The sequence below is a fragment of the Asanoa ishikariensis genome, from assembly GCF_900107455.1.
Classification (GTDB): domain Bacteria; phylum Actinomycetota; class Actinomycetes; order Mycobacteriales; family Micromonosporaceae; genus Asanoa; species Asanoa ishikariensis.
The window spans coordinates 834,333-859,072 of sequence record NZ_FNQB01000004.1 but is presented as its reverse complement, the minus strand read 5'-3'; the positions used below and the strand labels follow the sequence as shown (position 1 = coordinate 859,072).

The window sequence follows — 24,740 nt, the reverse complement described above, 5'->3', positions numbered from 1 at the left end:
CTGCGGGGGGTCCGGGCGACGCCTGGACCCGCCCGCGTCACTGTTCGTCGAGGAAGAGCTCTTCGATCCGCGTGTCGAAGAGTTTGGCGAGACGGAAAGCGAGGGGAAGGCTGGGGTCGAACTTCCCGGTCTCGATGGCGTTGATCGTCTGCCTGGACACACCGGCCTGTTGAGCGAGGGACAACTGCGTCCAGCCGCGTTCGGCGCGAAGGTCGGTGATGCGGTTCTTCATCGGTATCGAATCTTGCCCACGGCGAGCGCCACCACGAAGACGACCGCCACGACCACGGGCAGGACGGCGACATTGAGGTCGGCGGTCGCCAGATCTGCCTGGTCGGCCACGACGTAGGCGAACCAGAGGACCCATCCCACGCCCAACGCGGCCGCCAGGGCATCCTGCATGATCTTTCGCTGCAGCTCGTCGAGCGCGCGGAGAAAGCGCGTGAAGGCGACGATCCAGCCGACTCCGACGGCAACGTTGACGGCGATCGCGGCCCAACTCGCCGCCTGCTGCGGCGGATCCCACACGTGTCGGGGGCCGAACTTGGCCAGGGCCACGGTGGCCACCCAGGCGAGCGTCCAGAGCGCGAGCCGAGCGGTCGCCTTGAGCTCCGTGAGTGCGGACACGAGCGCCTCCTTCGAAGCGATGTCAAGTCTACTTGACACGCTAAGGGGCGCCGCGGGCGGTGTCAAGTGTCCTTTACATCGACATTGATTGTCTACTTGCATGCAGTTCGGCCCGGCAGCACCGCCCCCGTGCGAGGGTGTTGGCGTGTCACCCTGGGTGCGCGTGCTCGGCCCGGTCACCGTCGACGGCCCGGCCGGACCGGCCGCACTCGTCGGTGCCCGGCAACGCACCCTGCTCGCCCTCCTCGCACTCGGCGTCGGCACGGTCGTCCCCCGCTCCCGGTTGGTCGACGCGCTCTGGGGCGAGGACCCGCCCCGGACGGCGGTACGCACCCTGCACAGCCACGTCTCCCGCGTACGCCAGGCGCTCGAGTCCTGTGGCCTGCCCGGGGTCCTGCTCACCAAAGAGCCCGGCTACCAGCTCGAACTCCCCCGCGCCGAGGTCGACGCCCATCGGTTCGAAGACGGCGTACGCGCCGCCCGCGCCTGTCTTCCCGATGAGCCCGAGCAGGCCGCGGCGCTGCTCACCGAAAGCCTGGCCTGGTGGCGCGGCGACGCGTTGGCGGACGGCGAGCCCGACGGCTGGGGACGGGCCGAGACGGAGCGGCTGGCGGAGATCCGGCTCACGGCGATCGAGGACCTTTGGGACGCCAACCTGCGGCTGGGGCGGCACCCCGAGGCCGTACCCGAGCTCGAACGCCTCGCCACCATCCACCCGACCCGCGAACGCCTCGTCGAGCTGCTCATGCGCGCACTGTTCCACTGTGGACGCCATGTCGACGCCCTCGACCGCTACCGCCGGCTCAGCAACCATCTCGCCGCGGAGTTCGGCGTCGACCCCAGCCACCGGGTCAACGACCTGCACGCCGCGATCCTGCGCGGCGAACTGGGCAGGAACACCCCCACCGCGGCCGGGCTGCCACCGCGCGTCGGGCATTTCGCCGGCCGTACCGTCGAGCTCGACGCCCTTCGCCACTGGCTGGCCGGAGGGACAACGCAAATCATGGTGGTGCGCGGATCCGCCGGCATCGGAAAGACCGCGCTGGCCGTGGAGTGGGCGCACGAGGTGTCCGCGCACTTCCCCGACGGCATCGTGTTCGTCGACCTGCGCGGCCACGACCCGGAGACGGCGCTGACCCCCGGCGAGGTGATCGCGCGGGTGCTCGACGGACTCGGCGTGCCACCCGACCGGCTCCCGGTCTCGGTCGAACAGCGGGTCGCCCACTACCGAGCGCTGATCCACGACCGCAAGGCGCTGATCGTCCTCGACAACGCCGGCACCGCCGACCATGTCCTGCCCCTGGTGCCCAACTCCCCGCACAGCCGGATCCTGGTCACCAGCCGGCACCGGCTCGCCGCCGCGTCCGCGTACCACAGCGTCCTGCACGTGGAGCTGGACGCGCTCGGACCCGGCGACGCCCGGGCGCTGCTCGGCCGGGTCCTCGGGAGCGAACGCGTGGCCGCCGAGCCCGCCGCGACGGACCGGCTGGTCGAGTTGTGCGGACGGATCCCCATCGCCCTGCGGGTCGCCGGCGCACGCCTGGCCGGCCGTCCGCGCCAACCGATCGCCGAGCTCGTGGCCGAGCTGGACCAGGGTGGGCTCGACGCGCTGTCCGTCGACGGTGACGCGCGCAGCGTCCGGACAGTGTTCGCGAGTGCCTACCAGGCGCTGAGCGACCCGGCCGCGCGGATGTTCCGCCTCGTCGGGCTGCATCCGGGTGGCACGGTCTCGTCGTGGCTGGCTGCCGCGATCGTCGACGACACGCACGGGCGCGGCCGGCGCGGCGTCGACGAGCTGGCCGCCGCGCACCTGCTCAACGAGGTCGCGGTCGGTCGCTACCGCTTCCACGACCTGATGCGGCGGTACGCCGTCGAATGCGCGGCCGACGACTCCGAGTCAGAAGCCGCGGTCGGGCGACTGCTCGACTGGTACCTGGCCGTCGCCGAGGCCGCCAACCGCGTGCTCGACCGGGGCCGGGACCGGGTCGTCGCCACGCCGCTGCATCCACCCCGCGAACTGCCGTTCGGCGCCGACCCGGACGAGGTGCTGGCGTTCCTCGACGGTGAGCGCGACAACCTCGTACCCGTGGCGGCATTCGCCCTGCGACGCGGTCACGATCGCGTGGTATGGCAGCTCAGCTACCTGTTCAGCGGCTACTTCGAGTCACGCGGCCACTCCGACAGCCGGGTCGCGATCAACCGGCTGGGACTGGCGGCGGCGCAACGGGCGGGCGACCCGGTCGTCGAGGGGCTGATGCGCAGCGGGCTCGGGGTGGCCCACATCGCCGCCCGCCAGTACGAGGCCGCCCTCGACCACCTCCGCGAGGCGCTGCGCCTGATGGCGGCGGCCGGCGACCTGCGCGGGATCGGGCACGCGTACAACAACCTGGCGGCGGCCCTCGGCGAGCTAGGCCGGTTCGAGGAGGCGATCGGCGCCTGCCACGAGGCGCACACCGTGCACGTCGCCAACTCGCACACCCTCGGCGCGATCCTCGCCCTGAACAACCTGGGCCACCTCTATGCCCGCGTCGGGCAGCCGGACGAGAGCCTGCACCACCTGCACCGCGGCCTGCTGCTCGCGCGGGACGCGGACGACCGGCGCCTCGAAGCCGCGATCCAGCACGGCATCGGCGAGACGCACCGCGCGACCGGCGCGCTGGAGGCGGCCCTGGAGGCGTTCACGGCCGCGCTGGCGCTGCGCCGGGCGGCGGGCAACCGGCGCTACGAGGCGCGCACGCTGGTCGAGCTCGGAGCGACCCTGATCGACGCCGGGCGGGAAGCCGAGGCCGGCAAGCCGCTGGACGAGGCGGCGGCCATCGCCGACGACCTGTCCGACGAGCACACGGCCGACCGCGCCCGCGCCCAGTTGCACCGCCTCTCACTCTGAGCAGTGCAGGCGGGAGCCGATCTTGGGCGAGAGCACGACACCGAAGTCGTCGTTGAGGATCTTTCCGCCGCCGACGCACTTGTCGATCACCGCACCGGGGGCAGCCGGAGGCTTGATCCAGACGGCGAAGATCTCGTCGTGCTCGGGCGCGTTGTCGGGCCTGACCTGCACGGTGATCTCCTTCGGCTCGAGGTCACCCGCGCCGAACCGGATGAAGCCGAACCGCGGCACCATGTCGAAGAAGTCGGTGCTGTCGATCGGGCTGACCTCGAACGGCACCTCCATGGGCGCGCCGCAGCCGCTGCTCGTCACATGGAACACGAACTCGGTGTAGACCCGGGCCGGGGCGTCGCCCTCGTAGCCGCTGACGTCATCGACCGACAGGTGTCGGTTACACACCGGCGTATCCGGCAGACCGGGCTGGGCCTGCACGAACGACGCCACCATGCCCACCGCGATCGCGGCCACCACAGCCTTGCCCATCCCATCGCCTCCTAGGTCGAGGCTCTCTTTCTAGGCGTGGCCGGTTGTGGAACTGTTGTGGCGATCAGAACTCGCGGGTCTCGTCGAACCAGTCGCCGGCCACCGGCCCGGGCACCCCGAGGCGCTGGGCGAGCGCGTCGAACGCGTCCCCTGCCTGCTCGCGATAGAACGTGTCGATCAGCTCGTGCTCCTCGTCGATCGCGTTGAGCCGGGCAACGAAATCGCGGAGCACCCGCTCGGCGTCGGGTGCGACCGACTCGATCGATCGCACCGCCTCCAGGTACGCCTCACAGGCGGCCCGGGCGAATGGCTCCGACTCCTCCACCCAGTCCCGGAACGGGTTGTCGAGGTAGTCGGCGAGCCAGGCCTCCGACTTCGCGCCTGTGATGCTCAGCTCGACCGGCTCGCCCTCGAAGCGCGCCTCGAGCGCTTGGGCAATCGTGTGTCTGGTCCCGTGGGTCGACAGGCCACGCAGCGACGACAGCTCCGGCAACGCAGCCGGGTCCAGACCGTAGGCGTCATCCATGCGCAGGTGGTGCAGCCGCTGGTGCCGGCCGAGATCGGCGAGGTCCGACACCACGCCGGGCGGCGATTCGAAGGTGAGCCGCAGGTCCCGCAGGTTCGTCAGACCGGACAGCGCCCGCGCCGACACCTCCGCGCCCACCCACAGCCACAGCGTCGGCACCCGAGTCAATCCCGTTGGCACCGAGAGGGCGCCGCCATAGGGGAACAATCGCAGGTCCAGCCACTCCCCCAGGTCCGCCGCCTCGACGCGGAGCGATGCCGATGGCCTGCGAAGCAGCAGTGTCCGGATTGACGCGGGCAGACGTAGGCTGTCAAACGCACTGCCGTAAAGCCGCACCGTGTCGAGCCCTGTGCTCCTGAGGTCCACCTCGCCGACTGCGTCGTGCCACTCCAGGAACCCGATATCGGAGCGGGTGGCGAGCGCGTCGACGAGTCCGCGGTCAGGGCCCGACCACTCGACCGTGCGCAACGCGGGCAACGCCGACAGCTGTGTCCAGTCGATCCGACCCGCCGCCGGCACCAGCCCACCGGCAGCCGTGAGGTTCAGGACCTCGATGGAACGGGGCAGTCGACGCGGACCGGCACCGAAGTCGACCTCCACCCTGTCCCCGCCTCCTCGGACGCCGACGAGGGACTGAAGACTGTCGAAACCTGGGGCCACGAACCTCATGCTAGGGCTTCGATCCGCGGCGGGTGCGGCCCCCGACAGCGACCAGAGCACACCGCCGCCATAAAATCTTCACGTTCTTCCTCCCCATCGGCGATGGGCCCCGTACGACCCTTCGAGGAGTAGCTTGCGGACGACAATCCGGCGGTCTGCGTTCGGTGCAATCGCGGTAGCGCTGATAGCTGCCCTCGGGCTGACGTCCTGCGCGGACCCGGGCCGCACCGCCGTGCCGGACGCTCCGGTCGCCGCCACCGCGCCGGCTTCGGTGGGTTTGGGTCGGTCCCGCGTGCCTTCGCCGTTGCCGTCGGTGCGGGCGACCAAGAAGCCGCCCCAGACCATGAGCAACCTCGCGTCCCGGCTGCGCACCCTTCCGGCCAGCACCCGACAGGTGGTCGTCGTCTACAACAGCGGGTACGGCACGAGCTACGCGTCCATGGAGACGTTCGAGAAGACGAACGGCGTGTGGCGCGCGAAGTTCGGCAAGATGAGCGCGCGGATCGGCTCCAAGGGATTCAGCGAGAACCACGAGGAAGGCGTCGCCACCACGCCGACGGGGGTCTACAGCTTCGGATCCACAATGTACGGTGTGCGGGCGGACCCCGGCGTCAAGTACAAGTACCACAAGCTGGTGACCGACGACTGGTGGAACGAGAACCCCGACTCGGCCGCGTACAACAGCTTCGAACACGGCAACGACCCGGGCGGTTTCAGCGAGGCGTTGTGGGAGGAAGTCCCGCAGTACAACTACTTCGCGGTCATCAACTACAACATCCCCGTGAAGGTGGCCACCCCGGCCCGCGGCAGCGGCATCTTCCTGCACGTCATGGGCAGCGGCGCCACCGCCGGCTGCGTCTCGCTGACGCAGACCAACCTCCTGCGCGTGCTGGAGTGGCTCGACCCGGACGCCAACCCCCGCATCGTGATGGCGCCGAGCCAGAACCTCGACCGCTACTGACCCGCCTGAACCGAACGGACGCGGTCTCGGCCGCCGACCTGTTCCCGCGAACGATGGACGAATTCGGACACCCGTCACAGCGAAAGCATGTGCCGGCGCAGAACGCCCGCGACGCCGCCCGCGCGCTTCTTGAGCGACGGTTGGCCCCACCCAACGCCGCAACCGAGAAGCCTGAGTAGCGCCGGCAGGTAGGGCTCCGCCGCCTCCTTCAGAAGCTGCGGGTTCGACGCGATCGCCTCGTCGCAGAGCGCACGCAGCACCGGCTCGACAGCCGCTTTCCCGTGCGCGATCAGCCGGTCTCGGGCGGCTTCCCGGTCTTCTTGCACGCCACTGGCGAGTTGCTCCACGAGCGCGGCGATCCGCACGCGTACCTCCGATCAGCGCACCCGCCGCGGCGCCGAAACTCGATGGCCCTGCCGCGTCGGAGCGTGTGAAGATCGTCGTCGGGGTCGCTAGCTCAACTGGCAGAGCATTCGGCTGATTAGCGCGTCCGCTCCCCGCCCTGTGCGGGCACATGGAGGCGCTTCCTTCATCTCTGGGATCGAAGGGTTCGGGGTTCGAATCCCCGGCGGCCCCCTTATTCATCGAATCGGAGGTCGGCGTGCTCGAGAAGCTCATCATCGCGAAGACCTTGCGCGTGCCGGCGAGCGGTGGCGAGGCCGGCGACGGCACGCCCGTGGCCCGCCAGCTCGACGCGGCACTGCTCGACGTCGGGTTCTCGGCCTCGCGGGCTCTGCTTGAGCACATCGGCGCCCTGGCCACCGGGCCGGCGATGGACCTCGCCGCCACGGTCGTGTCCGCGGTGCGCGAGCTGGTCGGCGACCACGTCCAGCACAACGCCTATTTCATCGGCTTCCCGCACGACGTGCCGGACACCGTCGAGTTCTGGGCCGATCGGCTGCGGGCGGCCGTGCTCACCGGCGCCGGCGAGGCGACCGCCCTGGCGGCGGTCAACCTGCTCGACCTGCCGGGGTACGGCGTCTACCGGCACACGCACGCCGAGCTGCTGGCCGCGCACGACGCGCTGGTCAGCACGGCCGGCGACCGGGTCACCGTGCTGCACCTCGGCGACAGCGCCGACGTCGAAGCCACGCGGCTCTACCTGGCCCTGGCCGGCAGCGCGACGCCACACGGTGAGGCGGACCTCGCTATCCTCAGCGAGCTCGCCCTCTCCTGCGCGGACGGCGACCAGCCGGCCGAGATCCCGGTGCGGGAGAACCGCGCCGTGCTCAACGGCATCCGGCTCGTCCTCGGCCGTCCGCTGGTGGCCGTGGACTCGACGACCGACGTCCTGCGCCTCGCCTGCCAGGCCTCCGGCGGAGACGTCTCACTCGCCGCGCCCACGCGCTTTCGTGCCTTTCGCCGTCCCGAGCGGCGCGTCCTGCTGGCCGCGCTGAACGAGGTGGCGACCCCCAACAAGCTTGGGGACATCGCGCGGTACGCGGAGCGGTGGAAGCGGCTGGGCGAACGGCTGCACCCGCACGAGTACGACCAGTGGCCGCACGCACAGCAGGTGTTCACGGTCGCGCGCGGCGAGCGCAAGGTGCGCAGCCTCGCGGGCCGCGCCGAGGCGGCCGTCCGCGCCGGATCCATCGGCCCGGCCGCGACGGTGCTGTCGGGCTCCCCGGGGCTGCTCCTGCGGTCCGCGGACCGGCTGCTGCGACTGGCATCGCCGGCCGAACAGTCCGATGTGGTCGAAGCGGTCACGAGCGCGCTCGGGTCGGCGTCCGGCCGGGTGCTCTGCTCACTGCGGGAACACGTCGCCAACCGGCTGACGCCCGCGCCGGCCCGGGTGTACGCGAGCCGCGCGCGGCGGGCGTGGGTGGGGCCGGACGGGCGCCGACCGCTCCCGGCCGACCTGGTGGCGGAGCTCGCGTCGCGGCTCGACGCCGAGATCGCCGCTCGGCTGCCGGACCCGACGCGACCGTTGGTCGTGGACCCGGCGGTGCTCGACGTCGCGCTGCCGCTGTCCGGCAAGGCGGCCGAAGGCGGGTTCGCGGTGCTGCCGCGGGGCTCGCGAGCCCCGGTGTCCGGTGAGCTGCTGCGCTTCTTCACCTACTGGCGCCAGACCGGCCGTCGCACCGACCACGACCTGTCGGTGCTGCTGCTCGACGACCAGTTCGACAGCGCCGGCCAGGTGTCCTGGACGAACTACCACCACGGCGACGTGGTGCACTCCGGCGACATCACCGACGCGAAGAAGGGCGCGACCGAGTTCATCGACGTGCCCCTCACCATCCCGGCGCGGTACGTGGTTCCCCAGGTCAACGTCTATTCAGGAGAGGGGTTCGACGAGGTCGCGGAGTCGATGTTCGGCTACCAGACCCGCACCGAGGACCAGCGCGGCGCCCCGTTCGAGGCCCGGACCGTGCGGGCGCGCTCGCACCTGCGCGGCCGGGGCCGGATCGCGCTGCCGATGGTGTTCACGCGGCGCGAGCACGACTGGCAGGCCGTGTGGCTGCACCTTTACCTCCAGGGCTGGCCGTCGTTCAACCGGGTGGAGCACAACACCGTTTCAACGGCTTCCCTGGTACGCGCGATGCTGGAGCGGCAGTACCTCACCGTGTCCTATCTGGTCGACAGGTGGCGCGCGCGGGCCGAGGTCCGCACGTGGAACGGCGAACCGCCGGACGAGCCGGTCACCTTCATCGGCATCGAGGCACCGGAGGGTCTGCCCGACGGATCGGAGACGTTCACCTTGCACCGGCTCAGCGAGCTCATCCCGGCCTGAGCGGTGAAAGCCGAGGCCATGCAGGCGCTTCCTCCTGTTCCCGTTCAACTCGGGAACCTTCGCGCAAGCGGGGGATGTGGCTGTCCTAGCGCCCGCGCTCTCCTCGGCTCTCATCGCTCTAGTTAGGATATTTGCGCCGATCCACTACGGTCGCTTCCAGGTCCGCCGGTGATCTTCGATCTGTCGATCGTCGCGGACGCCACGATCACGGTGACCCCGACCGGCCGCACCACTGATCTCTCCGTGCAGGCGATCGCGCCCGGCGGTGCCGACCGCCGGCAACACCGCCGGTCTGGCCAGCGGCCTATGGCTGGCCGGCGGAGCCGCGACCAGGAACGGCCGCGTACGCGTACCGGCCGCGAACATCGGCGTCAACGGCATCGGCACCGGCACCGACTCCGGACCCGACGACTACAACGACACCCAGGTCCTGACCGGACGGTTCACCGGCAGCAACTCTCAGGACGTGCTGGTCTACCGGCGAAACAACGGCGACGCCGTCATCATCAACGGCAGCGTCGACGGCTCTGCCCTCGACGTGCGCAGTGGCAACCAGCGCACCATGTTCGCCGGCATGCTGACGGACCCGAACGGCAACGACCCGAGCCAACTCGCCAACCCGTACGACGCGTCCCACAGCGGCTTCGGCTACCCGGACCTCATCGGTATCAGCAGCGACTTCCTCACCTACTACCCCAGCCTGGACGGCATCGGCGCCTTCGTCGCCACGGTCCAGTTGGACACGCCGACGCCGACCGGCGGCGCCGACTGGGCGAACTGGACGATCGCGACCACGCTCCTGCCCTCCGGCACCGCGATGTACCTCTGGAACCAGCAGACCGGTGCCCTCTACCTCTGGCAGGGCCTGTCGTTCACCGACCACCAGGACGGGACGGGCTCGCTCGCGTTCACCCCGCACCTGATCGCCAACGGCTGGAACGCCGGGACGAACCTCTCGACCCTGCAGGCCACCGACATCAACGCCGACGGCGTGCCGGACCTGTGGTCGGTCACCCCCGACGGCATGGTGACCGCGCACCTGGTCACCATGCCGTCGCCGACGGGGCCGGCAAAGGTCCGCAGCAAGGCACCGCAGAGCTTGTCCTGACCCGTCAGAGTCCCACCGCGCGGGGCGTCAACCCAGCGCGGTGGGACTCAACGTCGCGCCTGTCCGCCCAGGACCTCGGCCAGGAGCTCGTAGGTCTCCTCCACCGCCCCCGCCGCGCTGGGCACCACCACGGCGTCCGGGCGCAGGTGGACGAGCTCGAGCAGGTCGTCGTACATGGTCCCGAGAAGGACCGGCCCGCCGCGCGACCTGACCAGGCGGTGGTGGTGGCGGACCCACGGGTCGTCGTCCTCGTCGGCCCGGCGCTCGAAGCGCTCGATCGACGCCGCCCGGTCGTCGAGCAGCACGACCTCGAGGAAGGAAGCCCCGTGCTCGCGGGCGAGATCCTCGAACGCGGTGATCTCGGAGAGCCGGGCCAGGTACTGGGGCAGGACGACATCGCGGCCGCCGGCCAGGTGGGTCGCGGCCATCGCCCGTACCAGAGGCCAGACGATGTCCCAGGTCCGGTTCTCGTCGTCCTGCCACCCGCCGACCAGGCGGTGCACGGCGTCGACATCGAGGTTCAGCACCCCGGGCGTCCGGTCCGCGTAGCGCGCGGACAGCGTGGACTTCCCGATGCCGGGCGGGCCGTTCAGGTGGACGAGTCGCGACACCACCCCACCGTAGAGCGTCAGCCAATCACGTCCGGGACACAACCTTTCACCGCGGTTTCGCATCCATGCGGGTGACAGTGTGTTCGACGAGGAGGCTGGGTGGACGACGACGATGGGTTTCGAGAGTTTGTTCGAGTCCGTTATGTGGACCTGTTGCGCACCGCGTACCTGTTGAGCGGGTCCCGCGACGCCGCCCAGGACCTGGTCCAGAACGCCCTGGTCAAGGTGATGCGCCGGTGGTCGCGGGTGGACGACCCGATGGCCTACCTCCGCCGGACCATGGTGAACGAGCGGACCGCGAGGTGGCGCCGGGTCGGTTCGCGGGAGTTGCTCACGGCCCTGGTCCCAGAGCGGTGGCGGCCCGACTCCACCGACGCCGTGGTCGAGCGGGACGAGTTGCTCACCGCACTGGCTCAGTTGCCGACGCGGATGCGCGCGGTACTGGTCCTCCGCTACTGGGAGGACCTTTCGGAGGCGGACACGGCGGCCGTGCTCGGCTGTTCGGTCGGCACGGTGAAGAGTCAGGCGGCCCGCGGACTGGCCAGGCTGCGGGTCGTTCTCGCGCCGCCCGTCACTGCCCGTCCGGTGCAAGCGGTTCGAGGAGGCCACGCATGAGCGTCGAAGAGTTGCGTACGGGTTTTGACCGGCTCACCGCTGCCGTGACGTCGGACGTCGACCCGTACGAAGCGGTGCTGCGCCGGGCACGCCGCCGGCGGTGGCGCCGCTTCAAGGCTCTGGGTGCCGCCGTGGCGGTGGTGGTGACGATGGCGCTGGCCGGCCCGGCCGCGCTGAACGCCGGTCGCCCGCATGTGCCGCCCGTCGATCCCGGGCCGTTCGAAGGGTTCCCGGTCACCTCGTCGTGGACGTGGCGGTTGATCGACTCGCCCACCCGCGGCAACCTCGGCAACGACCAACCGCTGATCCAGGACCTCACGCGGGAGCTCGCCAAAACCGGGAGCAGGAGCAACGGACTGGACCTCGTGGGTACGGCGCCGAGCATCAAGGTGCTGTTCGCACACGACTTCTCGGGCTCACGGTTCGTCGCCGTCGCGTACTACTCGACGTCCGCGGCCATGCTCGTCACCCGGACGGCGCCCCGCGGGGCGTCGGCAGCCGAGCTTGTCGGCGGCAGCGGCGTCAGTCGCGGCTGGGTGGAGCCACTCACGAAACACAGTGAGTCCTGGGGCGGCGCCATGGCCGGATGGAACCAGTTCTCGCTCGGTCTGGCCCCGGCCGGATGCACGATGGACAGCTCCAGCGACGGAGTCGTTCAGCCGGACGGCACGGTACGCCGAACGTGGCAGCCCTCGCCGACCGGCGACTACCTCCTGACCGAGAACGCCACCGTCAACGAGCTCTGGCGAGTCACCTGCGACGGCGTGGTGCGCTCCCAATCCCCCGCGACGTGGCAGGGGCAGCACGACGACGGCGTCGACGGCAAAGACCAGACGAAGCCGGAGGATGTACTGGCGGCGCGGGGAACCGTAAATCTGGCCACGGCGGCTACCGCTCTGGGCGCCTACCGTGCGCTGGTCGACCACGCCGGGGTGCGTGCCGGCACCCCCGTCGTGCGCTGGGGCGGCTCTGTGCCCGGCGTCGACGGCGAAGCGACCCCCGCCGTGCTCGTCAGCCAGGCGTCGGGAGCGGGCCCGGCGGTGCTCCAGGTCGGCGACGGAGCCAGCTTCATGGTCGCGGCCGGCCCCACCCCCGAGCCCCGTCGGTACTACCAGCCGAACGAGCCGGGCGGCGACTTCATCGCCAACCTGTCCTGGGCGGCAACGGCGCCGACGGCGTCGTCGGAGCTGATGGCGGTACGCGTACCCGCCCGAAAGGATCTCGGTGCCGTCCGGACCGACAACCTGCTCGTCCTGGCCCCACCGGGAACGGTCCGGGTCGAAGCCCTCGCCAACGGCCGCCAGGCGTGGACGACGGGCCTCCTCACCAACGGCGCGGGAATCGTCGACATCCCCCACCGGGGCGACGTGACCCTGCGGGCGCTGGACGCGACCGGCGCGGTGCTGGCGACCGCGCCGATGCACGACCCCGCCAAGGGAAACACGCTGTTCGGGGAGCAGCTCGTCAACGCCTGGTAGTCGCGACCGGCCCGGCTGGGCGCGTCTCAGTCGGGCCGGCGCACCGCTTCGTAGCGGTCGAGCAGGATGGGCACTCCGGTCTGTGCCCACCACCCAAGCTGCACGGCACCCGCGGACATCCCGTGGCCCGGGTCGTACTCGGCGAGGTAGACGTGTGCCGCGCCGTCACTGAGCGTTTCGCCGACGACCTGCTCGATGGCGTCGGTGAGCAGCTTCCGCAGCGCGAACCAGTCCTCCGGCAGCGGCGTGTCGGCGAACCGGGCGCGCAGCTCGCGCCACAGGTACGAGTCGCCGCGCAGCCCGAACTGGGTCGGCCGCCGCTCGAACAACGAGCCGACCGTGCCCTCGCCGACGGGCGGTGGGAAACGGACCCAGACGGCCGCGCGGATCTGCTTGTAGACGGCTTCGTCGAACGCGACCAGCCGCACGTCGTCGACCCGGCCTTCCGCCGCCGCGATCGTCTCGACCGCCGCGGCGATGGCGTCGGCAAGGGGCCAGCCGAAGACGCCGGCGCTGATCATCGGGAACGCGACGCTGCGCGCACCGAGTTCGTCGGCGATTTCGAGCGAGCGTCGATAGCAGGACACCAGCAGGGAACGGTCGCGCTGCCCGGCGTTGTAGTTCGGCCCGACCGTGTGGATCACCCATCGGGCGGGCAGCTCACCGGCCGTCGTCCACCCGGCGTCACCGGTCGCGAGACCATCCGGAAACCGGGCGACGCAGTCGCGCAGGATCGCCGGCCCCCCGCCACGATGGATAGCGCCGTCCACACCCCCACCGCCGCGCATGGCACTGTTCGCCGGGTTCACCACGGCGTCAACCGATTGCGTGGTGATGTCGCCGAGCACGGCGGTGATAACTGGCACGCCGAACAGTCTGCCCGACGGCGGTGGTGGCTAGGCGGCCACGAAGGCGAGGACCTTCGGCCAGCCGTCGCTGCGGGCTGCGGCGTTGGCCTGGCGGGTGCCGCCCATCGCAGAGGCGCGGAAGACGGTGCCGGCGGCGACGTACGGGAAGCTGCCGACCCCGTGGCCTGCGTCCGGATAGATCAGGTTCTGGTGTGCGGCGGACACGTCGGCGTCGTCGAGGCGTTGCATGATCCGCCGCGCCTGCTCGGCGGCCGGCCAGACCTCGTCGTCGCCGCCGGCGATGGTGAGGACCGGACCTCGCACGCGCGTGACGGGGATTTCGCCCTGCGGCACCGGGGCGCCGCCGATGGTCCAGGCGTTGTCGTGCTTGGGGTAGCCCGACCAGACCGAGTCGCTGGGCGCGTACAGGATGGTGCCACGAACGAGGTCCGGAAAGGACTGAGCCAGCAACAGCGCCGCCTCGCTGCCGCGGGAATAGCCGTTGACTATCACCCCGCCCGGATCGGCCCCGGGCTGCCCTCGCAGGAGCCGCGCCGCCGCGGCGAAGTACTCCAGCGGTATGTCGCTGAGAGCCTCGGGCAGCCCCGGCGCGCCGAAGTAGCCCAACGCCAGCGCCGGATGGCCGTGCGAGGCGAACAGGGCGGCGTCGTACCTGCCTCCTATGCCGCCTTCGGACCCGCCAAGAACCAGCACTCCGGCGCGGCGCACGGCACCGGCCGCCGGCAGGAACAAGACTCCGGCTAGTCCGTCGGCGCCAAGCGTGAGGGCGCGATGGGTCACGCCGGGCGCGAGCCATTGCCGAGTCACGGTCCGGGCCGCGATCTCCTGGCCGGCCGCTGTAACACTCAGGCGGACCTCGTACGCTCCCGCCGCATCGGGGTAGTCGGGGCTGAACCAGGCGCCCTCCCGATCGCCGGTCGCCGGCTGCATCGACCAGAACAGACCCATACCGTCGACGCCGGTGTACGTGCCGGACACGGGCGCGGAGCGGGCGAGGTCGACGACACCGGCGCCGTCGGCCTCGAAGGTCGCCTCACCGCTCCAACGCGTTCCACCGGCGTCGACCGCGTGCGACGCGACCGTTGCGGTCTCCCCGGCGTGCAGGCCCGACACCCGCACCTGGACGGGCTGATCGGCCAAGGCGACGGCCGCGTCCACATCGATCGTGGCATCCGTCGACTGCCGCGCCGAGCAGCCCACAGCGCCACCGACCGTGAGGGCGACAGCCGTCAGGCCGACGAGGCAACGACGAAGGCGCATGCCGTACACGGTAACGATGGATCTCAATGAGAACTGGTGCGGGCCTCGCGGACCGTGCTCGTGCCGTGCCAGCTCGCGTCCCCGACGAGGAACAGATAAATCGCTGGCGTCGCCGACGGCGGCCGAGCCATGGTGGGGTGTGATCGTCATTCAGCGGGTGCGCGTGCGGTGGAGCGCCGCCGGGCGCGGCGCGCCGCAGGCCAACGCCCGCCGCGGCCTGGTTCGCCCGGTGACGCTTCCGGACCCGCTGCCGTCAGGCGAGGTGGTGTTCCACGACGTCCTGTCGGATGAGGCGGCCGGATACGCACGCCGCGACAACGTGTCGGCCGGCGGCCTGAAGCTGGCCCGCGACCTCGCCCTGTGGTTGTCCCTCGACGGCCCGGCGGCGACCATCAACCGGTTGCCCGGGCGGGCCGCATACCCCAGGCCGCGCGCCTCGACCCGCCTCTTCACCCTCGCGCACGGTCAGGTCGGCCGCTACCGGGCCAACTTCCGGTTCACCGGCTGCATGTGCGACCCCAGTTGGTACTACGAGGACTGGCTGGTCCACGTCGGCTACGGCCACGTGCGCGGCGACCGGTTCGTCCACGGCGAGCCCGACCGCGACGTCGACGAACGTGTTCACCTGTACGGCGGTCGTTAGCGAAGCTCCAGGCAGGGTTCGGCGACTGAGGTCGGCGCCGGCTGCGTTCGGTTTATCTCTACCAGGGCCCAGGAGTGCGGGCCGATGCGGTCGCGCGGAGCGTCATGGCGTTCCTTGACCGTGCCGATCGTGGCCAGCGCCTGGACGGACACGTCGAAGTTGTCCCGCCGGGTCGTGGCGTTCAGCCTGCCCTGGACGTAGAACACCCGCTTGGCCTGGCTAATGGACTCCCACAGCGATGTCCTCGCCTCGACCGCGCTGTCCGGCTGGCACAGCCGCACGTAGAGGACCTGCTCACCGAGGTCGAGCTGGGGTCTGTACCACTCCGTGACGGCCTTGCCGAAGTAATACACGAGCACCAGGTCGCCCTCGCGCACCTGGCCGGAGATGTCGCGCAACGCGTCACGCAACGCTTCCTTGCCCTGGGGTACCGCTACTTCCTTGCGGACCGTGCCGTACACCGGGCGGACCATCACCGCCACACCGACCAGCACCGCGACCAGAGCAACGGTCGCTAACACCGGCCGACCTCTGCCACGAACGGCCCGCACCAGCCCATCCAGGCCCGCGACGACCAGTAGGACCGCCGGTGCGATCAGGTAGGTCGCGGGGCGGCTGGTCATCGGGTATCCGCGTGCGGCGGCCCCACCAAACGCGACGACGAAGACCGAGGCCAGCAACGCCGCCCACACCGGCTGTCGCCGCCACAGTGCGACAACACCGACGACCATCAGCAGGAGCGTCAGCCAACCGAGCTGCCAGTGCATCGGCGTGCCGACGAACTGCCTCCACAGGTCCGGGGGCCACGCGAGGAGCTCGCGGACGCCCGCCCCTTTGGGCGCCGTGCCGTTCTCGAAGTAGTCGGTCTGGCCCGGATAGAAGGAGAACTGGTGACGCCGGGCCACCAGGAACACCGCGGCGAGGCCGGCCGGCACGGACAGCGCGGCCTGCCAGGCCGCGTCGGCCCAGGCGCGTCGCAGGGCGTGCATCGCCACCACCGCCGCGGTCACCGCGGCCACGACCAGGATCGCGCTGTACGAGACGAACACCGCCACGCCCGTCGCGGCCACCCAGGCCACCGAGGACCACAGACCGCGACCGGCCCAGCGGATCGCGCCGTGTGCCCAGGCGCCGAGCACGAGCAGGGCAACCGCCACCCCGGCTTCCCAGGTGTACTGCTTGAGCTCGCCCGAGTAGACCAGCAGCGTCGGCGACACCGCTAGCAGGCCGGCCACCACCACCGCGCCGGCGCGGCCGATGGCCCTGTGCGCGATCAGCGTGGCCAGGCCGAGCACCGCCAGCGCGCCCAGGTAGGACGGCAGGCGGACCACCCGGTCGCCCGCGCCGAAGACCTCGAGGATCGTCTTCTCCAGCCAGAGCCAGCCGACGGGGGCGACCTGTTCATAGGTGAGATGTCCGGTGAGCGCGAGATACGAACGGTTCAGGTTGTTCGCGATCCCGGCTTCGTCCTTCCACAGCCCCAGGCCGGCCCACCACACGCGGGACACACCGACAATCCCCAACCCCAGGGCCGATGCGAGAAGAATCCGGTAAACCCAATCACGGCTCAGGACAGTCGTCCGAGCGAACATCTGCGACTCCGCAATCAATGACACACAGATCCGCGATTGAACAATTTCGCGGATCGGGTTACCGCTAAATCATGGCCCGGCAGTCGGTCGCGTTCGGATCGTCCAACCGGTCGGCAGTTACGTAATTCGACTAAGACTGGCGGCGCGCGAAGACGATGGCGCCGAGCCGGCTTTCGGCTGACGTGAGAGTCATTTGCGCCTCGACGGCGAAGCCCGCTTCCCGCAATCGGGCCGCCATCTGGTCGGGCTGACGGCGATGGACGTACACCTTCATCGGGTGGCCGCCGTAGCCCTCGGTCTTGAGCCGGGAATCGTCGCCCACGTGGAAGCTGACCAGCAGTGGGCCGCCGGGACGCAGCACCCGCCGGAAGTGCTTCAAGACCGCGCCGAGCGCGTCGTCGGGTACGTGGATCAGCGAATACCAGGCGACCAGGCCGGCGACCGATTCGTCGGCCAGAGCGAGGTCCGTCATGGATCCCACGTCGAACCTCAGCCCGGGATGTTCAGCGCGAGCCACCTCCACCATCTTCGGCGACAGGTCGATCCCGAACGCGTCGACGCCAAGCTCGTGCAGGTGCGCGGTGATGCGACCGGATCCGCAGCCCACGTCGGCGACCGGCCCGCCGCGGACGAAATCGGCGAACAGGGCCAGGGCGCTTTGCTCGTACGGTGTGTCCGCCAGCAGGTCGCGGACCTGGTCCGCATAGCTGCCCGCGACCGTGTCGTACGAGCTACGGGTGTCCGCCAGCCAGCCCGCGCCATTGAGGATCTCGGCCGCCGCGAGCAGGTAGCGATCTTCGGCGGCGGCAGCCTCTGGGGAACTGTCGTGCAGGGTCGGGAAGTTGTGCTCGGCGCCGGCTTCGCGCCAGTGCCGCACCGGTACGCCCGCGTCGGTGAGCCGGGCCGCCAACGCCTCGCCCTCGTCGCGCAGGGCGTCGAGCTCGGCGGTGACCAGCAGCGTGGGCGGCAGTCCCCGCAGGTCTGCGGCGAGCAGGTTGACCTCGGCCGAGGTGTGGACGGCCGGGTCCGGCAGCCACAGGTCGATCCACTCCCGCAGCGTCGCGCCGCCGAACTCGGCCACGCTCGGCGAGCTCAGCGTCGGGTCGGCGTTGGGGCACATGAGCAGCAGGGCCAGCAGCGGGACCTCGGGCAGCCGCAGTGCGGCCAGCACCGCGAGCATGCCCCCGGCGGAGTCGCCGGCCACCGCGACCGGCCTGTCGCCTGCGGAGAGGGCGGTGATGACCGCGACCGTGTCGTCGACCGCGGCCGGCCACGGGTGCTCCGGCGCCAGGCGGTAGTCGACCGCCACCACGCAGGCTCCGGTCGCCGCCGCGAGCCGGCGTACCAGGGAGTCATGGGTTTCAAGATCGCAGAAGACGAACCCTCCGCCGTGCAGGTAGACCACCACGGGCCGGGCGTCCGGCTGGTAGACGCGGACCGGCACACCGCCGATGAGACGATCTTCGGTGGGCATCGCCGGCCCCGGTTGGCGGGCGGCGGCGCGGGCGCGTGATCGGGCCCGCATCGCGACGATGTCGTCGATGAGCACACCGCAGGATAGATCAACCCCGGCGACGGGATATACGTCACCAACCGCGCTTTTCCGCCTTTGGGTCGGTCATGCTTGTCCGATGAAAGGGACCGCTCCTCGGCGCAACCCCCTGCTCGAAGAGCTGAAGTCCGTGCACAACATGCTCAAGCGGGATCTCGCGGCCGTCCGGAAGCTCGCCGACGCCGCGGCCGGTGGGGCACCCGCCCGCGAGGTCAGGTCCGGCCTGAACCGGCTCAAGACCAACGGGCCGCTGTTCCAGCTACGGGTCAACTGCCTCAGCTACTGCCAGGTCGTGCACCGGCACCACCACAACGAGGACGAGGCGCTGTTCCCGGCCGTCGTACGCGCGGCGCCGCAGTTGAAGGGGACCGTGGCCAAGCTGAAGGCCGACCACCGGCTCGTCGAGGACATGCTCTACGAGGTCGAGGGCGCCGCCCGCCAACTCGGCGGCAACGACGCCGCGCCCCGGCGCAAGCTGGTCACGGCGCTGCGGGCCCTGTCGGACCATCTGCTCGAGCACCTGGCGTACGAGGAGACCCAGCTCGGGCCCGTCCTCGCGAACTGGAAGAGCTGGCCGGGTCGGCGCTGAGGAGCGTCCGTTCCGGCATCGACAGCGGTGGTTCACAACGGGGAGACTGGCGTGACCCCGGACCGCTAGGAGCCGTCGATGCGCCACAGCCGGATGCTCGCCTCCCTCTGCGCCATCGTTCTCGCGGTCGCCGGTGGTCTCGCCGCCAGTGCCCCGGCCGCTGCGGGCCAACGCTGCATCAGCACACCCAGCGAATATCGCGCCGCCTGGCAGGCCAAGCAGGTCCGCTGCGTCGCACCCACCCTGTTCGCCACCGTGCACAGCCGGGGCGACAGTTTCCTTTACCCCGCGGGCTTCGCGTACGCCTGGGCCGGGTCGAGTGACAACCTCGAGGCATACCTCAAGCTGCGCCACCGGTACGGCGACGAGCCCGCGAAGGTCGGCGTCGGAATCCTGTCGTACGTGGGCTTCCCGGGCCTGGAGAGCTGGCCCTACCCGATGGACCTCGCCGTCTACACCCTCCCCCGCGGCGTCCACGCGAAGGTGCCGACGTTCGCCGCGTGGTACCGCCTGGTCGACCTCGGCATCCCGCGCGCGGCGCTACGTGAGCTCGAGCGGTCGTACGCGCGGATCGGCCGCGACCAGGACGTGGTCGACGCCTTCGAGCACGTGACCGGCTGCCGGCGCGACGACCTCCTGGCCGGCGCATTCCCGTCGGCCGACATCGGCTGCGACGCGGACTTCCTGGACGCGCTGACCGCCGCCGGACCGTCGCCCTACGAAGGCGCCGAGTCCACCCAATGCTTCGCCAACTTCGACGAGCAATATGCGGGCCGGCGCAACGCCGCGGCACTGCGGGCGGTGCTGTATCAGTGCCAGGACGCCGGATTCCTCAACACCGGTGCCGGGATCGGTTACAACACCTACGCCGACCCGCTGATCTGCGCGCCGGCCGCCGCCCAGTCGGTCCGGCAGCGCTACACAGGGCACGAGTTCGTCCTGCCCAACGCGAGCCTCGACCAGCTACCGGCCGCGGTCGACATCCCGCTGGACATCGGCGAACCGGGCCAGCGCCCGTACCTGCACGAGGGCTACTGCTAACGCTCGGACCCTGTTCAGATGTCAACCAGGTCGTCCAGCGCGCCGGCCAGCAACCCGCGGGTGCGCTGCAGTTCAGCGATGGAGCTGTCGAGGTCGCGGATCTGGCCGCGCAGTCGTTCGCGGGCGGTCGGGCAGGCCGTCAGGGCTCCGTCCTGGTCGAAGCACGGCAGCACCTGCGCGACCGCTTGCAGGCCGAGGCCGATGTCGAGCAGCAGCCGGATCCGGCGCACCTCTTCGACGGCGGACTCCGCGAAGTCGCGGTAGCCGTTGCCGAGGCGCCGCGACGACAACAGCCCGAGGCCGTCGTAGTGCCGCAGCGCCCGCGTGCTCACGCCCGTGCGATGAGCCAACTGATTGATCAGCATCGTCCACTCTTGACCTTGACACCCATGTCAAACCTTACGGTCCCACCATGTTGCTGACCAGACTGCGCGACGACCTGCGCGGCCCGCAGGACCCCCGACAACGGTTGCTGGCGCTGTCGACCCTCGTCAACACCGTCGGCATGGGGCTGTTCCTGTCCGCGGGCACGATCTTCCTCATCCGCTCCGCGGGCCTGAGCCCGACGGCCGCGGGCGTCGGCTTGACCGTCGGCTCGCTGATCGGCTTCGGCGCCGGCATCTTCATCGGCGACCAGGCCGACCGCCGGGGCGCGCGCGAGGTCGTCATCGCGGCCATGCTGCTGGAAGCCGTCGCCAGCGTCGGCCTGCTGCTGGTGCGCGACGTGTGGACGCTGATCCTGGTGGCGACGGTCGCGGCGATCGGCCGGGCGGGTTCGGGCAGTGCGCGCGGGGCGATGATCGGCGTACTCGCCGAGGAGGGCAAGGGCGCCGCGCTGCGCACGTACCTGCGCGCGGTCACCAACGTCGGCCTGGCGGTGGGCATGCTCGGCGCCGCTGTGGTGCTGGCCGTCGACAGCCGACCCGCGTACGTGGTGATGGTCCTGACCGACACCGTGACGTTCCTGGTCGCGGCCGCCGTGCTGGCCCGGCTGCCGCACCTCCCCCCGACCCGAACCGCCGGGTCGGCCCAGGCCGCCGGTCGTTGGCTGGCCCTCCGCGATCGGCGCTACCTGGCCTTCACCGCCGCGTCGTCGGTCGCGAGCCTCCAGTACTGGGTGCTCGTCCAGGCGCTTCCAGTGTGGATAGTCCTGCGCACGGCGGCGCCCCGCTCGATGGCCGCGCTGGTCCTGTTCGTCGCGGCGGTCACGGTGGCCGTCACCCAGATCCCGGCCACCCGCTCGATCGACGGCCCTCGGACGGCGGCCCGACTGCTGGCCCGCTCCGGCCCGCTGTTCCTGGTCGCCTGGATCCTGATGGCGTTGTCCTCCGGCCCGTCGGCGTGGGTCACGGTCGCGCTGCTGCTGGTCGCGGTGCTCGTGCACTCGCTGGCCGAGGTCTGGCAGGCGGCCGGAACGTTCGAGCTCTCGTTCGCGCTGGCCCGATCGGAGGCGCACGGCCAGTACCAGGGGGTGGTCGGGCTGGGACACGGCTTCATCGAGGCGGTGGCACCGGTCGTCGTCATCACGTTGTGCATCGACGGCGGCAGGCTCGGCTGGGTCGCGCTCGCCGTCATCGTGACGGTGGCGGGCTACCTGTGCGCCCTCATCGAACGGCGCTGGCCCCAGCCGGTTCACCCGTCGAGCACGCTGCCGTCGTATCAGCCGTCTTCGTAGGCGGGCGAGTCCGCGGGGGTCCTCCCGCCCTACTCGCAGAAGACGCGCACCTTGGCATCGGCCTGGTCGACCTCCACCGTCACCTCGTCGAGGTGCTCGATCAGCGCCTCGAGCTGTTCGGGCTTGAGTTGCGTCAGGTCGAACGGCACGCCTGACTTGTTGAGCTCGATGGTGGCCTTGCCGAGGGCCTGCGGAGGGATCAGGGCCGCCAGCTTCACGCCGGCGCGCAGCAGTTGCAGCGGCACCCGCACGTTGACCCGGCCCGGCTCGCCGTTCTCGACGGCGTCCACCTGGACCCGCAGGTACTTCGCCTTGGCCTTCGGCCGGGTCTCGACGCTCGCGGCCGGCGGCTGGCCCCGTTCGAGCGCCGCGATGAGCTGCTCGGCCTCGACCGCGGTGAGCTTGCCCTCGGCCAGCATGTCGAGGATGTCCTTGCGCTGTTCGTTCATCGGGACCTCCCTGTTCGATGGAAACCTCGGCCGGCAGGCCTCGCGCCTACCGGATGGAGACGAGCACGGCCGTGCGGCCCTGCTCGACGTCGATCTGGGTGCCGCGTAGCGCGGAGAAGACGCGCCAGCCGGTGCCCAGCGCCGTCAGCACTCTGACGCGATAGACGGCTCCCGCCACCGCCGCCACCAACGCGGCCAGGACCAGCACCGGCAGCAGCACGGGGGCGACGGGGAGCAACGGGACCCAGATCCGGATGAGGCGACCGGTCGGGCGCTTGACCCGGACGGTGACCAACTGCGGCATCACGCGCGACCCTCCAACTCGGACAGTGCCTGCTGCGCGGTGAGCTCGCCGCGGCGCAGCCGGTCGATGACGTCGGTGCGCGACGGTGCCGGATCGGTCTCGACGAAGTCGAGCATCTGGGTGATCCGGTTGAGTCGCGATTTGATCGTCGGGTAGCTCACCCCGAAGATCCGCTCCATCTCCTTGATGGAGCCGTGGCAGCGCACGAACGCCGTGACGAAGACCTGGTCCTCGACGTTGAGCTGAGCCAGTTGCGGCAACTCGAACTCGCCCTCGATCGCGACACCGTTGCCCGCCAGGCGGACCCGCTCGACGACGAACGGCTGGCCCCGGGTCAGGTTCGTGAGCTCCTGCCAGTCCATCGCCTGTTCTGTCATAACTAAAGTTGTACGCGCCAGAAGTTCGACTTTCAAGATGTCGATCTTAATTTTCTTAAGATCGGCCTAGTTGATCGCGCCGGCGGCTCAAGTAGGCGGTCTCGGCGGTGTTGCCCGCCAGCGCGATGGCCTGGTCGTAGGCGGCGCGCGCCTGTTGGCTGCGGCCGAGCCGGCGCAGCAGGTCGGCGCGCGTCGCGTGGTACGCGTGATAGCCCGCCAACCTGTCCTCCAGCCGCTCGACGGCTGCCAGCGCCACGTCCGGGCCGTCGAGCTCCGCGACCGCGATGGCCCGGTTCAGGGCGACGATCGGCGAGGGGTCGATGCGGGCGAGCTGGTCGTAGAGGGCGACGATCTGCGACCAGTCGGTGTCACGGATGTCGCGCGCGTAGGTGTGCACGGCGTTGATCGCCGCGAGGAGCTGGTAGCGACCAGGCGCCACCCCCGCCGCCAGGCGCTCGCGCACGAGCCGATGGCCCTCGGCGATCAGGGAGGCGTCCCACGCGCCGCGGTCCTGCTCGTCGAGGGTGACGAGTTCGCCGCCGGCCGAGACGCGGGCGGTCCGGCGGGCCTCGGTGAGCAGCATCAGTGCCAGCAACCCGGCCACCTCACCGTCGTCCGGCAGGAGCGCACGGATCACCCGGGTGAGCCGGATCGCCTCGGCGGTCAGGTCCTGGCGCACGGGATCGGTGTCCGGGCCGCTGGCCAGGTAGCCCTCGTTGAAGACGAGGAAGAGCACGGCGAGCACGCCGGAGACACGGGACGGAAGATCCTCCGCGGACGGCACCCGGTACGGGATGCGCGCCGCCTTGATCTTGTCCTTCGCGCGTGTGATCCGCCGTCCCATGGCGGGTTCCTGCACCAGGAAGGCGCGGGCGATCTCCGCGACGGTCAGGCCTCCCACCATGCGCAGGGTCAGCGCCACGCGGGTCTCCATCGCCAGTGCCGGGTGGCAGCAGGTGAAGATCAGCCGGAGGCGCTCGTCGTCGATCGCGCCGAGAGGCTCGGGCGGGTCCTCGTCGTACAACAGCCGAGCCTCCTTCTGCTTGTCGTCGCGTTTGCTCTCCCGCCGGATCCGGTCGATCGCCTTGCGATTGGCGGTGGTGGTCAGCCAGGCGCCGGGGTTAGGGGGCACGCCGTCGGCCGGCCACCGCTCGACAGCGGTCGCGAACGCCTCGGCGGCCGCCTCCTCCGCGATGTCGAGGTCACCGAAACGACGGGTCAGGGCGGCGACCACTCGCGCCCACTCCCCGCGGTGGGCCCGGGTGACCGCCGCGTCGACGTCGCTCACAGGAACGGCCGCACCTCGACCTTGCGGTTGCACGCCTTCGAGCCTTCGGCGGCGATCTTGAGCGCGACGTCGAGGTCGTCGGCCTCGATGATCCAGAAGCCGGCGAGGTATTCCTTCGACTCCACGAAGGGCCCGTCCGTGAACAGCGCGTCCGCTCCCCGGTTGTCGATGACGGTCGCCGTCGTGGGCGCACCGAGGCCACCGGCGAAGACCCAGTGGCCCTCGGCCACGAGCTTGTCGTTGAACACGTCGATGGCGGCCATCTCCTCGTCGGTGGCGAGGGTGTCCGCGTCGTGGATCACGGAGAACAGGTACTGCATCTCGGCTCATCTCCCGTTGGTGGACGTTCCGCTTGTGCACGGCGTTCACAACTGCCACGAACGCGGCTGCCGCGATCAGACACCGCCACGGGAA

Annotated in this window: 26 protein-coding genes, 1 tRNA gene and 1 pseudogene; 11 read left to right on the top strand and 17 right to left on the bottom strand. The window is 70.7% G+C overall.

Going from position 1 to position 24,740, the window contains the following annotated elements:
• Positions 1 to 37: 37 nt before the first annotated feature.
• Both BLV39_RS36700 and BLV39_RS36695 read right to left on the bottom strand, forming a co-directional pair.
• Positions 38 to 232, bottom strand: a complete 195-nt coding sequence (locus tag BLV39_RS36700; protein ID WP_090802630.1) for a helix-turn-helix transcriptional regulator — start codon at positions 230 to 232, stop codon at positions 38 to 40.
• Complete coding sequence (locus BLV39_RS36695) at positions 229 to 627, bottom strand: hypothetical protein (RefSeq protein ID WP_090802628.1); 399 nt, start codon at positions 625 to 627, stop codon at positions 229 to 231. The genes BLV39_RS36700 and BLV39_RS36695 overlap by 4 nt, the downstream gene beginning before the upstream one ends.
• A gap of 145 nt (positions 628 to 772) precedes the next feature.
• Here BLV39_RS36695 and BLV39_RS36690 point away from each other — a divergent pair, with 145 nt between their 5' ends.
• Positions 773 to 3,514: an AfsR/SARP family transcriptional regulator gene (locus BLV39_RS36690; protein ID WP_176985252.1), complete on the top strand. Its 2,742-nt coding sequence runs from the start codon at positions 773 to 775 to the stop codon at positions 3,512 to 3,514.
• Here the strand turns inward: BLV39_RS36690 and BLV39_RS36685 are convergent.
• Both BLV39_RS36685 and BLV39_RS36680 read right to left on the bottom strand, forming a co-directional pair.
• Positions 3,506 to 3,997, bottom strand: coding sequence for a hypothetical protein (locus BLV39_RS36685; protein WP_090802622.1), 492 nt, complete (start codon positions 3,995 to 3,997; stop codon positions 3,506 to 3,508). The two genes, BLV39_RS36690 and BLV39_RS36685, sit on opposite strands and share 9 nt — an antisense overlap.
• 64 nt (positions 3,998 to 4,061) lie before the next feature.
• A complete protein-coding gene (locus BLV39_RS36680; protein WP_090802619.1) occupies positions 4,062 to 5,123 on the bottom strand; it encodes a hypothetical protein in 1,062 nt (353 codons plus the stop codon).
• A gap of 352 nt (positions 5,124 to 5,475) precedes the next feature.
• Between BLV39_RS36680 and BLV39_RS36675 the strand changes: the two genes are divergently transcribed.
• The gene (locus BLV39_RS36675; RefSeq protein WP_143050047.1) at positions 5,476 to 6,144 is read left to right on the top strand and encodes a L,D-transpeptidase family protein; all 669 of its coding nucleotides are present in this window, start codon (positions 5,476 to 5,478) and stop codon (positions 6,142 to 6,144) included.
• 74 nt (positions 6,145 to 6,218) lie between these two features.
• On the opposite strand, the gene BLV39_RS36670 is transcribed toward BLV39_RS36675, so the two are convergent.
• On the bottom strand, positions 6,219 to 6,509 hold the full coding sequence (locus BLV39_RS36670) for a hypothetical protein (RefSeq protein ID WP_090802613.1): 291 nt from the start codon (positions 6,507 to 6,509) through the stop codon (positions 6,219 to 6,221).
• A gap of 81 nt (positions 6,510 to 6,590) precedes the next feature.
• On the opposite strand from BLV39_RS36670, the gene BLV39_RS43350 reads away from it, so the two are divergent.
• The 3 genes from BLV39_RS43350 (at position 6,591) to BLV39_RS36660 (ending at position 9,983) form a co-directional block, all read left to right on the top strand.
• A tRNA-OTHER gene (locus BLV39_RS43350) sits at positions 6,591 to 6,720 on the top strand.
• A 25-nt stretch (positions 6,721 to 6,745) separates the two neighbouring features.
• The gene (locus BLV39_RS36665) at positions 6,746 to 8,875 is read left to right on the top strand and encodes a hypothetical protein (protein ID WP_090802610.1); all 2,130 of its coding nucleotides are present in this window, start codon (positions 6,746 to 6,748) and stop codon (positions 8,873 to 8,875) included.
• 265 nt (positions 8,876 to 9,140) lie between these two features.
• Positions 9,141 to 9,983, top strand: a complete 843-nt coding sequence (locus BLV39_RS36660) for a hypothetical protein (protein WP_090802607.1) — start codon at positions 9,141 to 9,143, stop codon at positions 9,981 to 9,983.
• Positions 9,984 to 10,030: 47 nt separating this feature from the next.
• On the opposite strand, the gene BLV39_RS36655 is transcribed toward BLV39_RS36660, so the two are convergent.
• The gene (locus BLV39_RS36655) at positions 10,031 to 10,594 is read right to left on the bottom strand and encodes an ATP-binding protein (protein WP_204082675.1); all 564 of its coding nucleotides are present in this window, start codon (positions 10,592 to 10,594) and stop codon (positions 10,031 to 10,033) included.
• 99 nt (positions 10,595 to 10,693) lie between these two features.
• Here BLV39_RS36655 and BLV39_RS36650 point away from each other — a divergent pair, with 99 nt between their 5' ends.
• Positions 10,694 to 11,209: a SigE family RNA polymerase sigma factor gene (locus BLV39_RS36650; RefSeq protein WP_090802602.1), complete on the top strand. Its 516-nt coding sequence runs from the start codon at positions 10,694 to 10,696 to the stop codon at positions 11,207 to 11,209.
• The gene (locus BLV39_RS36645; RefSeq protein WP_090802599.1) at positions 11,206 to 12,687 is read left to right on the top strand and encodes a hypothetical protein; all 1,482 of its coding nucleotides are present in this window, start codon (positions 11,206 to 11,208) and stop codon (positions 12,685 to 12,687) included. Before BLV39_RS36650 ends, BLV39_RS36645 begins: the two co-directional genes overlap by 4 nt.
• Before the next feature lie 26 nt (positions 12,688 to 12,713).
• Here the strand turns inward: BLV39_RS36645 and BLV39_RS36640 are convergent, their stop codons facing one another.
• Both BLV39_RS36640 and BLV39_RS36635 read right to left on the bottom strand, forming a co-directional pair.
• Positions 12,714 to 13,553, bottom strand: coding sequence for an O-acetyl-ADP-ribose deacetylase (locus BLV39_RS36640; protein ID WP_090802596.1), 840 nt, complete (start codon positions 13,551 to 13,553; stop codon positions 12,714 to 12,716).
• Positions 13,554 to 13,583: 30 nt separating this feature from the next.
• Positions 13,584 to 14,816: an acyl-CoA thioesterase/bile acid-CoA:amino acid N-acyltransferase family protein gene (locus tag BLV39_RS36635; protein WP_090802914.1), complete on the bottom strand. Its 1,233-nt coding sequence runs from the start codon at positions 14,814 to 14,816 to the stop codon at positions 13,584 to 13,586.
• A 139-nt stretch (positions 14,817 to 14,955) separates the two neighbouring features.
• On the opposite strand from BLV39_RS36635, the gene BLV39_RS36630 reads away from it, so the two are divergent.
• Complete coding sequence (locus BLV39_RS36630; protein WP_239083508.1) at positions 14,956 to 15,459, top strand: hypothetical protein; 504 nt, start codon at positions 14,956 to 14,958, stop codon at positions 15,457 to 15,459.
• On the opposite strand, the gene BLV39_RS36625 is transcribed toward BLV39_RS36630, so the two are convergent.
• The 3 genes and pseudogenes from BLV39_RS36625 to BLV39_RS44540 form a co-directional block, all read right to left on the bottom strand.
• On the bottom strand, positions 15,456 to 16,967 hold the full coding sequence (locus BLV39_RS36625) for a hypothetical protein (protein ID WP_143050046.1): 1,512 nt from the start codon (positions 16,965 to 16,967) through the stop codon (positions 15,456 to 15,458). The genes BLV39_RS36630 and BLV39_RS36625 overlap by 4 nt on opposite strands.
• A 214-nt stretch (positions 16,968 to 17,181) precedes the next feature.
• A complete protein-coding gene (locus BLV39_RS44545; protein ID WP_239083547.1) occupies positions 17,182 to 17,838 on the bottom strand; it encodes a class I SAM-dependent methyltransferase in 657 nt (218 codons plus the stop codon).
• A gap of 60 nt (positions 17,839 to 17,898) precedes the next feature.
• Positions 17,899 to 18,525: pseudogene (locus BLV39_RS44540) on the bottom strand (alpha/beta hydrolase); the annotation flags it as partial.
• A 157-nt stretch (positions 18,526 to 18,682) separates the two neighbouring features.
• On the opposite strand from BLV39_RS44540, the gene BLV39_RS36615 reads away from it, so the two are divergent.
• Together BLV39_RS36615 and BLV39_RS36610 are read left to right on the top strand one after the other, a co-directional pair.
• Entirely contained in the window at positions 18,683 to 19,192 is a 510-nt protein-coding gene (locus BLV39_RS36615; protein WP_176985251.1) for a hemerythrin domain-containing protein, read from the top strand.
• A gap of 78 nt (positions 19,193 to 19,270) precedes the next feature.
• Positions 19,271 to 20,233 (top strand): hypothetical protein, encoded by a 963-nt coding sequence (locus BLV39_RS36610; RefSeq protein WP_143050044.1) that lies wholly within the window; start codon positions 19,271 to 19,273, stop codon positions 20,231 to 20,233.
• A 14-nt stretch (positions 20,234 to 20,247) separates the two neighbouring features.
• Here BLV39_RS36610 and BLV39_RS36605 read toward each other — a convergent pair whose 3' ends face one another.
• Positions 20,248 to 20,598: a MerR family transcriptional regulator gene (locus BLV39_RS36605; protein ID WP_090802582.1), complete on the bottom strand. Its 351-nt coding sequence runs from the start codon at positions 20,596 to 20,598 to the stop codon at positions 20,248 to 20,250.
• A gap of 47 nt (positions 20,599 to 20,645) precedes the next feature.
• Here BLV39_RS36605 and BLV39_RS36600 point away from each other — a divergent pair, with 47 nt between their 5' ends.
• Positions 20,646 to 21,908: an MFS transporter gene (locus BLV39_RS36600; protein ID WP_090802579.1), complete on the top strand. Its 1,263-nt coding sequence runs from the start codon at positions 20,646 to 20,648 to the stop codon at positions 21,906 to 21,908.
• Positions 21,909 to 21,937: 29 nt separating this feature from the next.
• On the opposite strand, the gene BLV39_RS36595 is transcribed toward BLV39_RS36600, so the two are convergent.
• The 5 genes from BLV39_RS36595 to BLV39_RS36575 are packed head-to-tail and all read right to left on the bottom strand — an operon-like array spanning position 21,938 to position 24,646.
• Positions 21,938 to 22,357 (bottom strand): SHOCT-like domain-containing protein, encoded by a 420-nt coding sequence (locus BLV39_RS36595; RefSeq protein WP_090802576.1) that lies wholly within the window; start codon positions 22,355 to 22,357, stop codon positions 21,938 to 21,940.
• A 46-nt stretch (positions 22,358 to 22,403) separates the two neighbouring features.
• Positions 22,404 to 22,661 (bottom strand): hypothetical protein, encoded by a 258-nt coding sequence (locus BLV39_RS36590; protein WP_204082708.1) that lies wholly within the window; start codon positions 22,659 to 22,661, stop codon positions 22,404 to 22,406.
• Positions 22,661 to 23,038 carry a DUF2089 domain-containing protein gene (locus tag BLV39_RS36585; protein ID WP_204082676.1) on the bottom strand — a complete coding sequence of 126 codons (378 nt, stop codon included), beginning with the start codon at positions 23,036 to 23,038 and terminating at the stop codon, positions 22,661 to 22,663. Before BLV39_RS36585 ends, BLV39_RS36590 begins: the two co-directional genes overlap by 1 nt.
• A 55-nt stretch (positions 23,039 to 23,093) precedes the next feature.
• Positions 23,094 to 24,326 (bottom strand): RNA polymerase sigma factor, encoded by a 1,233-nt coding sequence (locus tag BLV39_RS36580; protein ID WP_090802571.1) that lies wholly within the window; start codon positions 24,324 to 24,326, stop codon positions 23,094 to 23,096.
• Entirely contained in the window at positions 24,323 to 24,646 is a 324-nt protein-coding gene (locus BLV39_RS36575; protein ID WP_090802568.1) for a YciI family protein, read from the bottom strand. The genes BLV39_RS36580 and BLV39_RS36575 overlap by 4 nt, the downstream gene beginning before the upstream one ends.
• Positions 24,647 to 24,740: the final 94 nt, after the last annotated feature.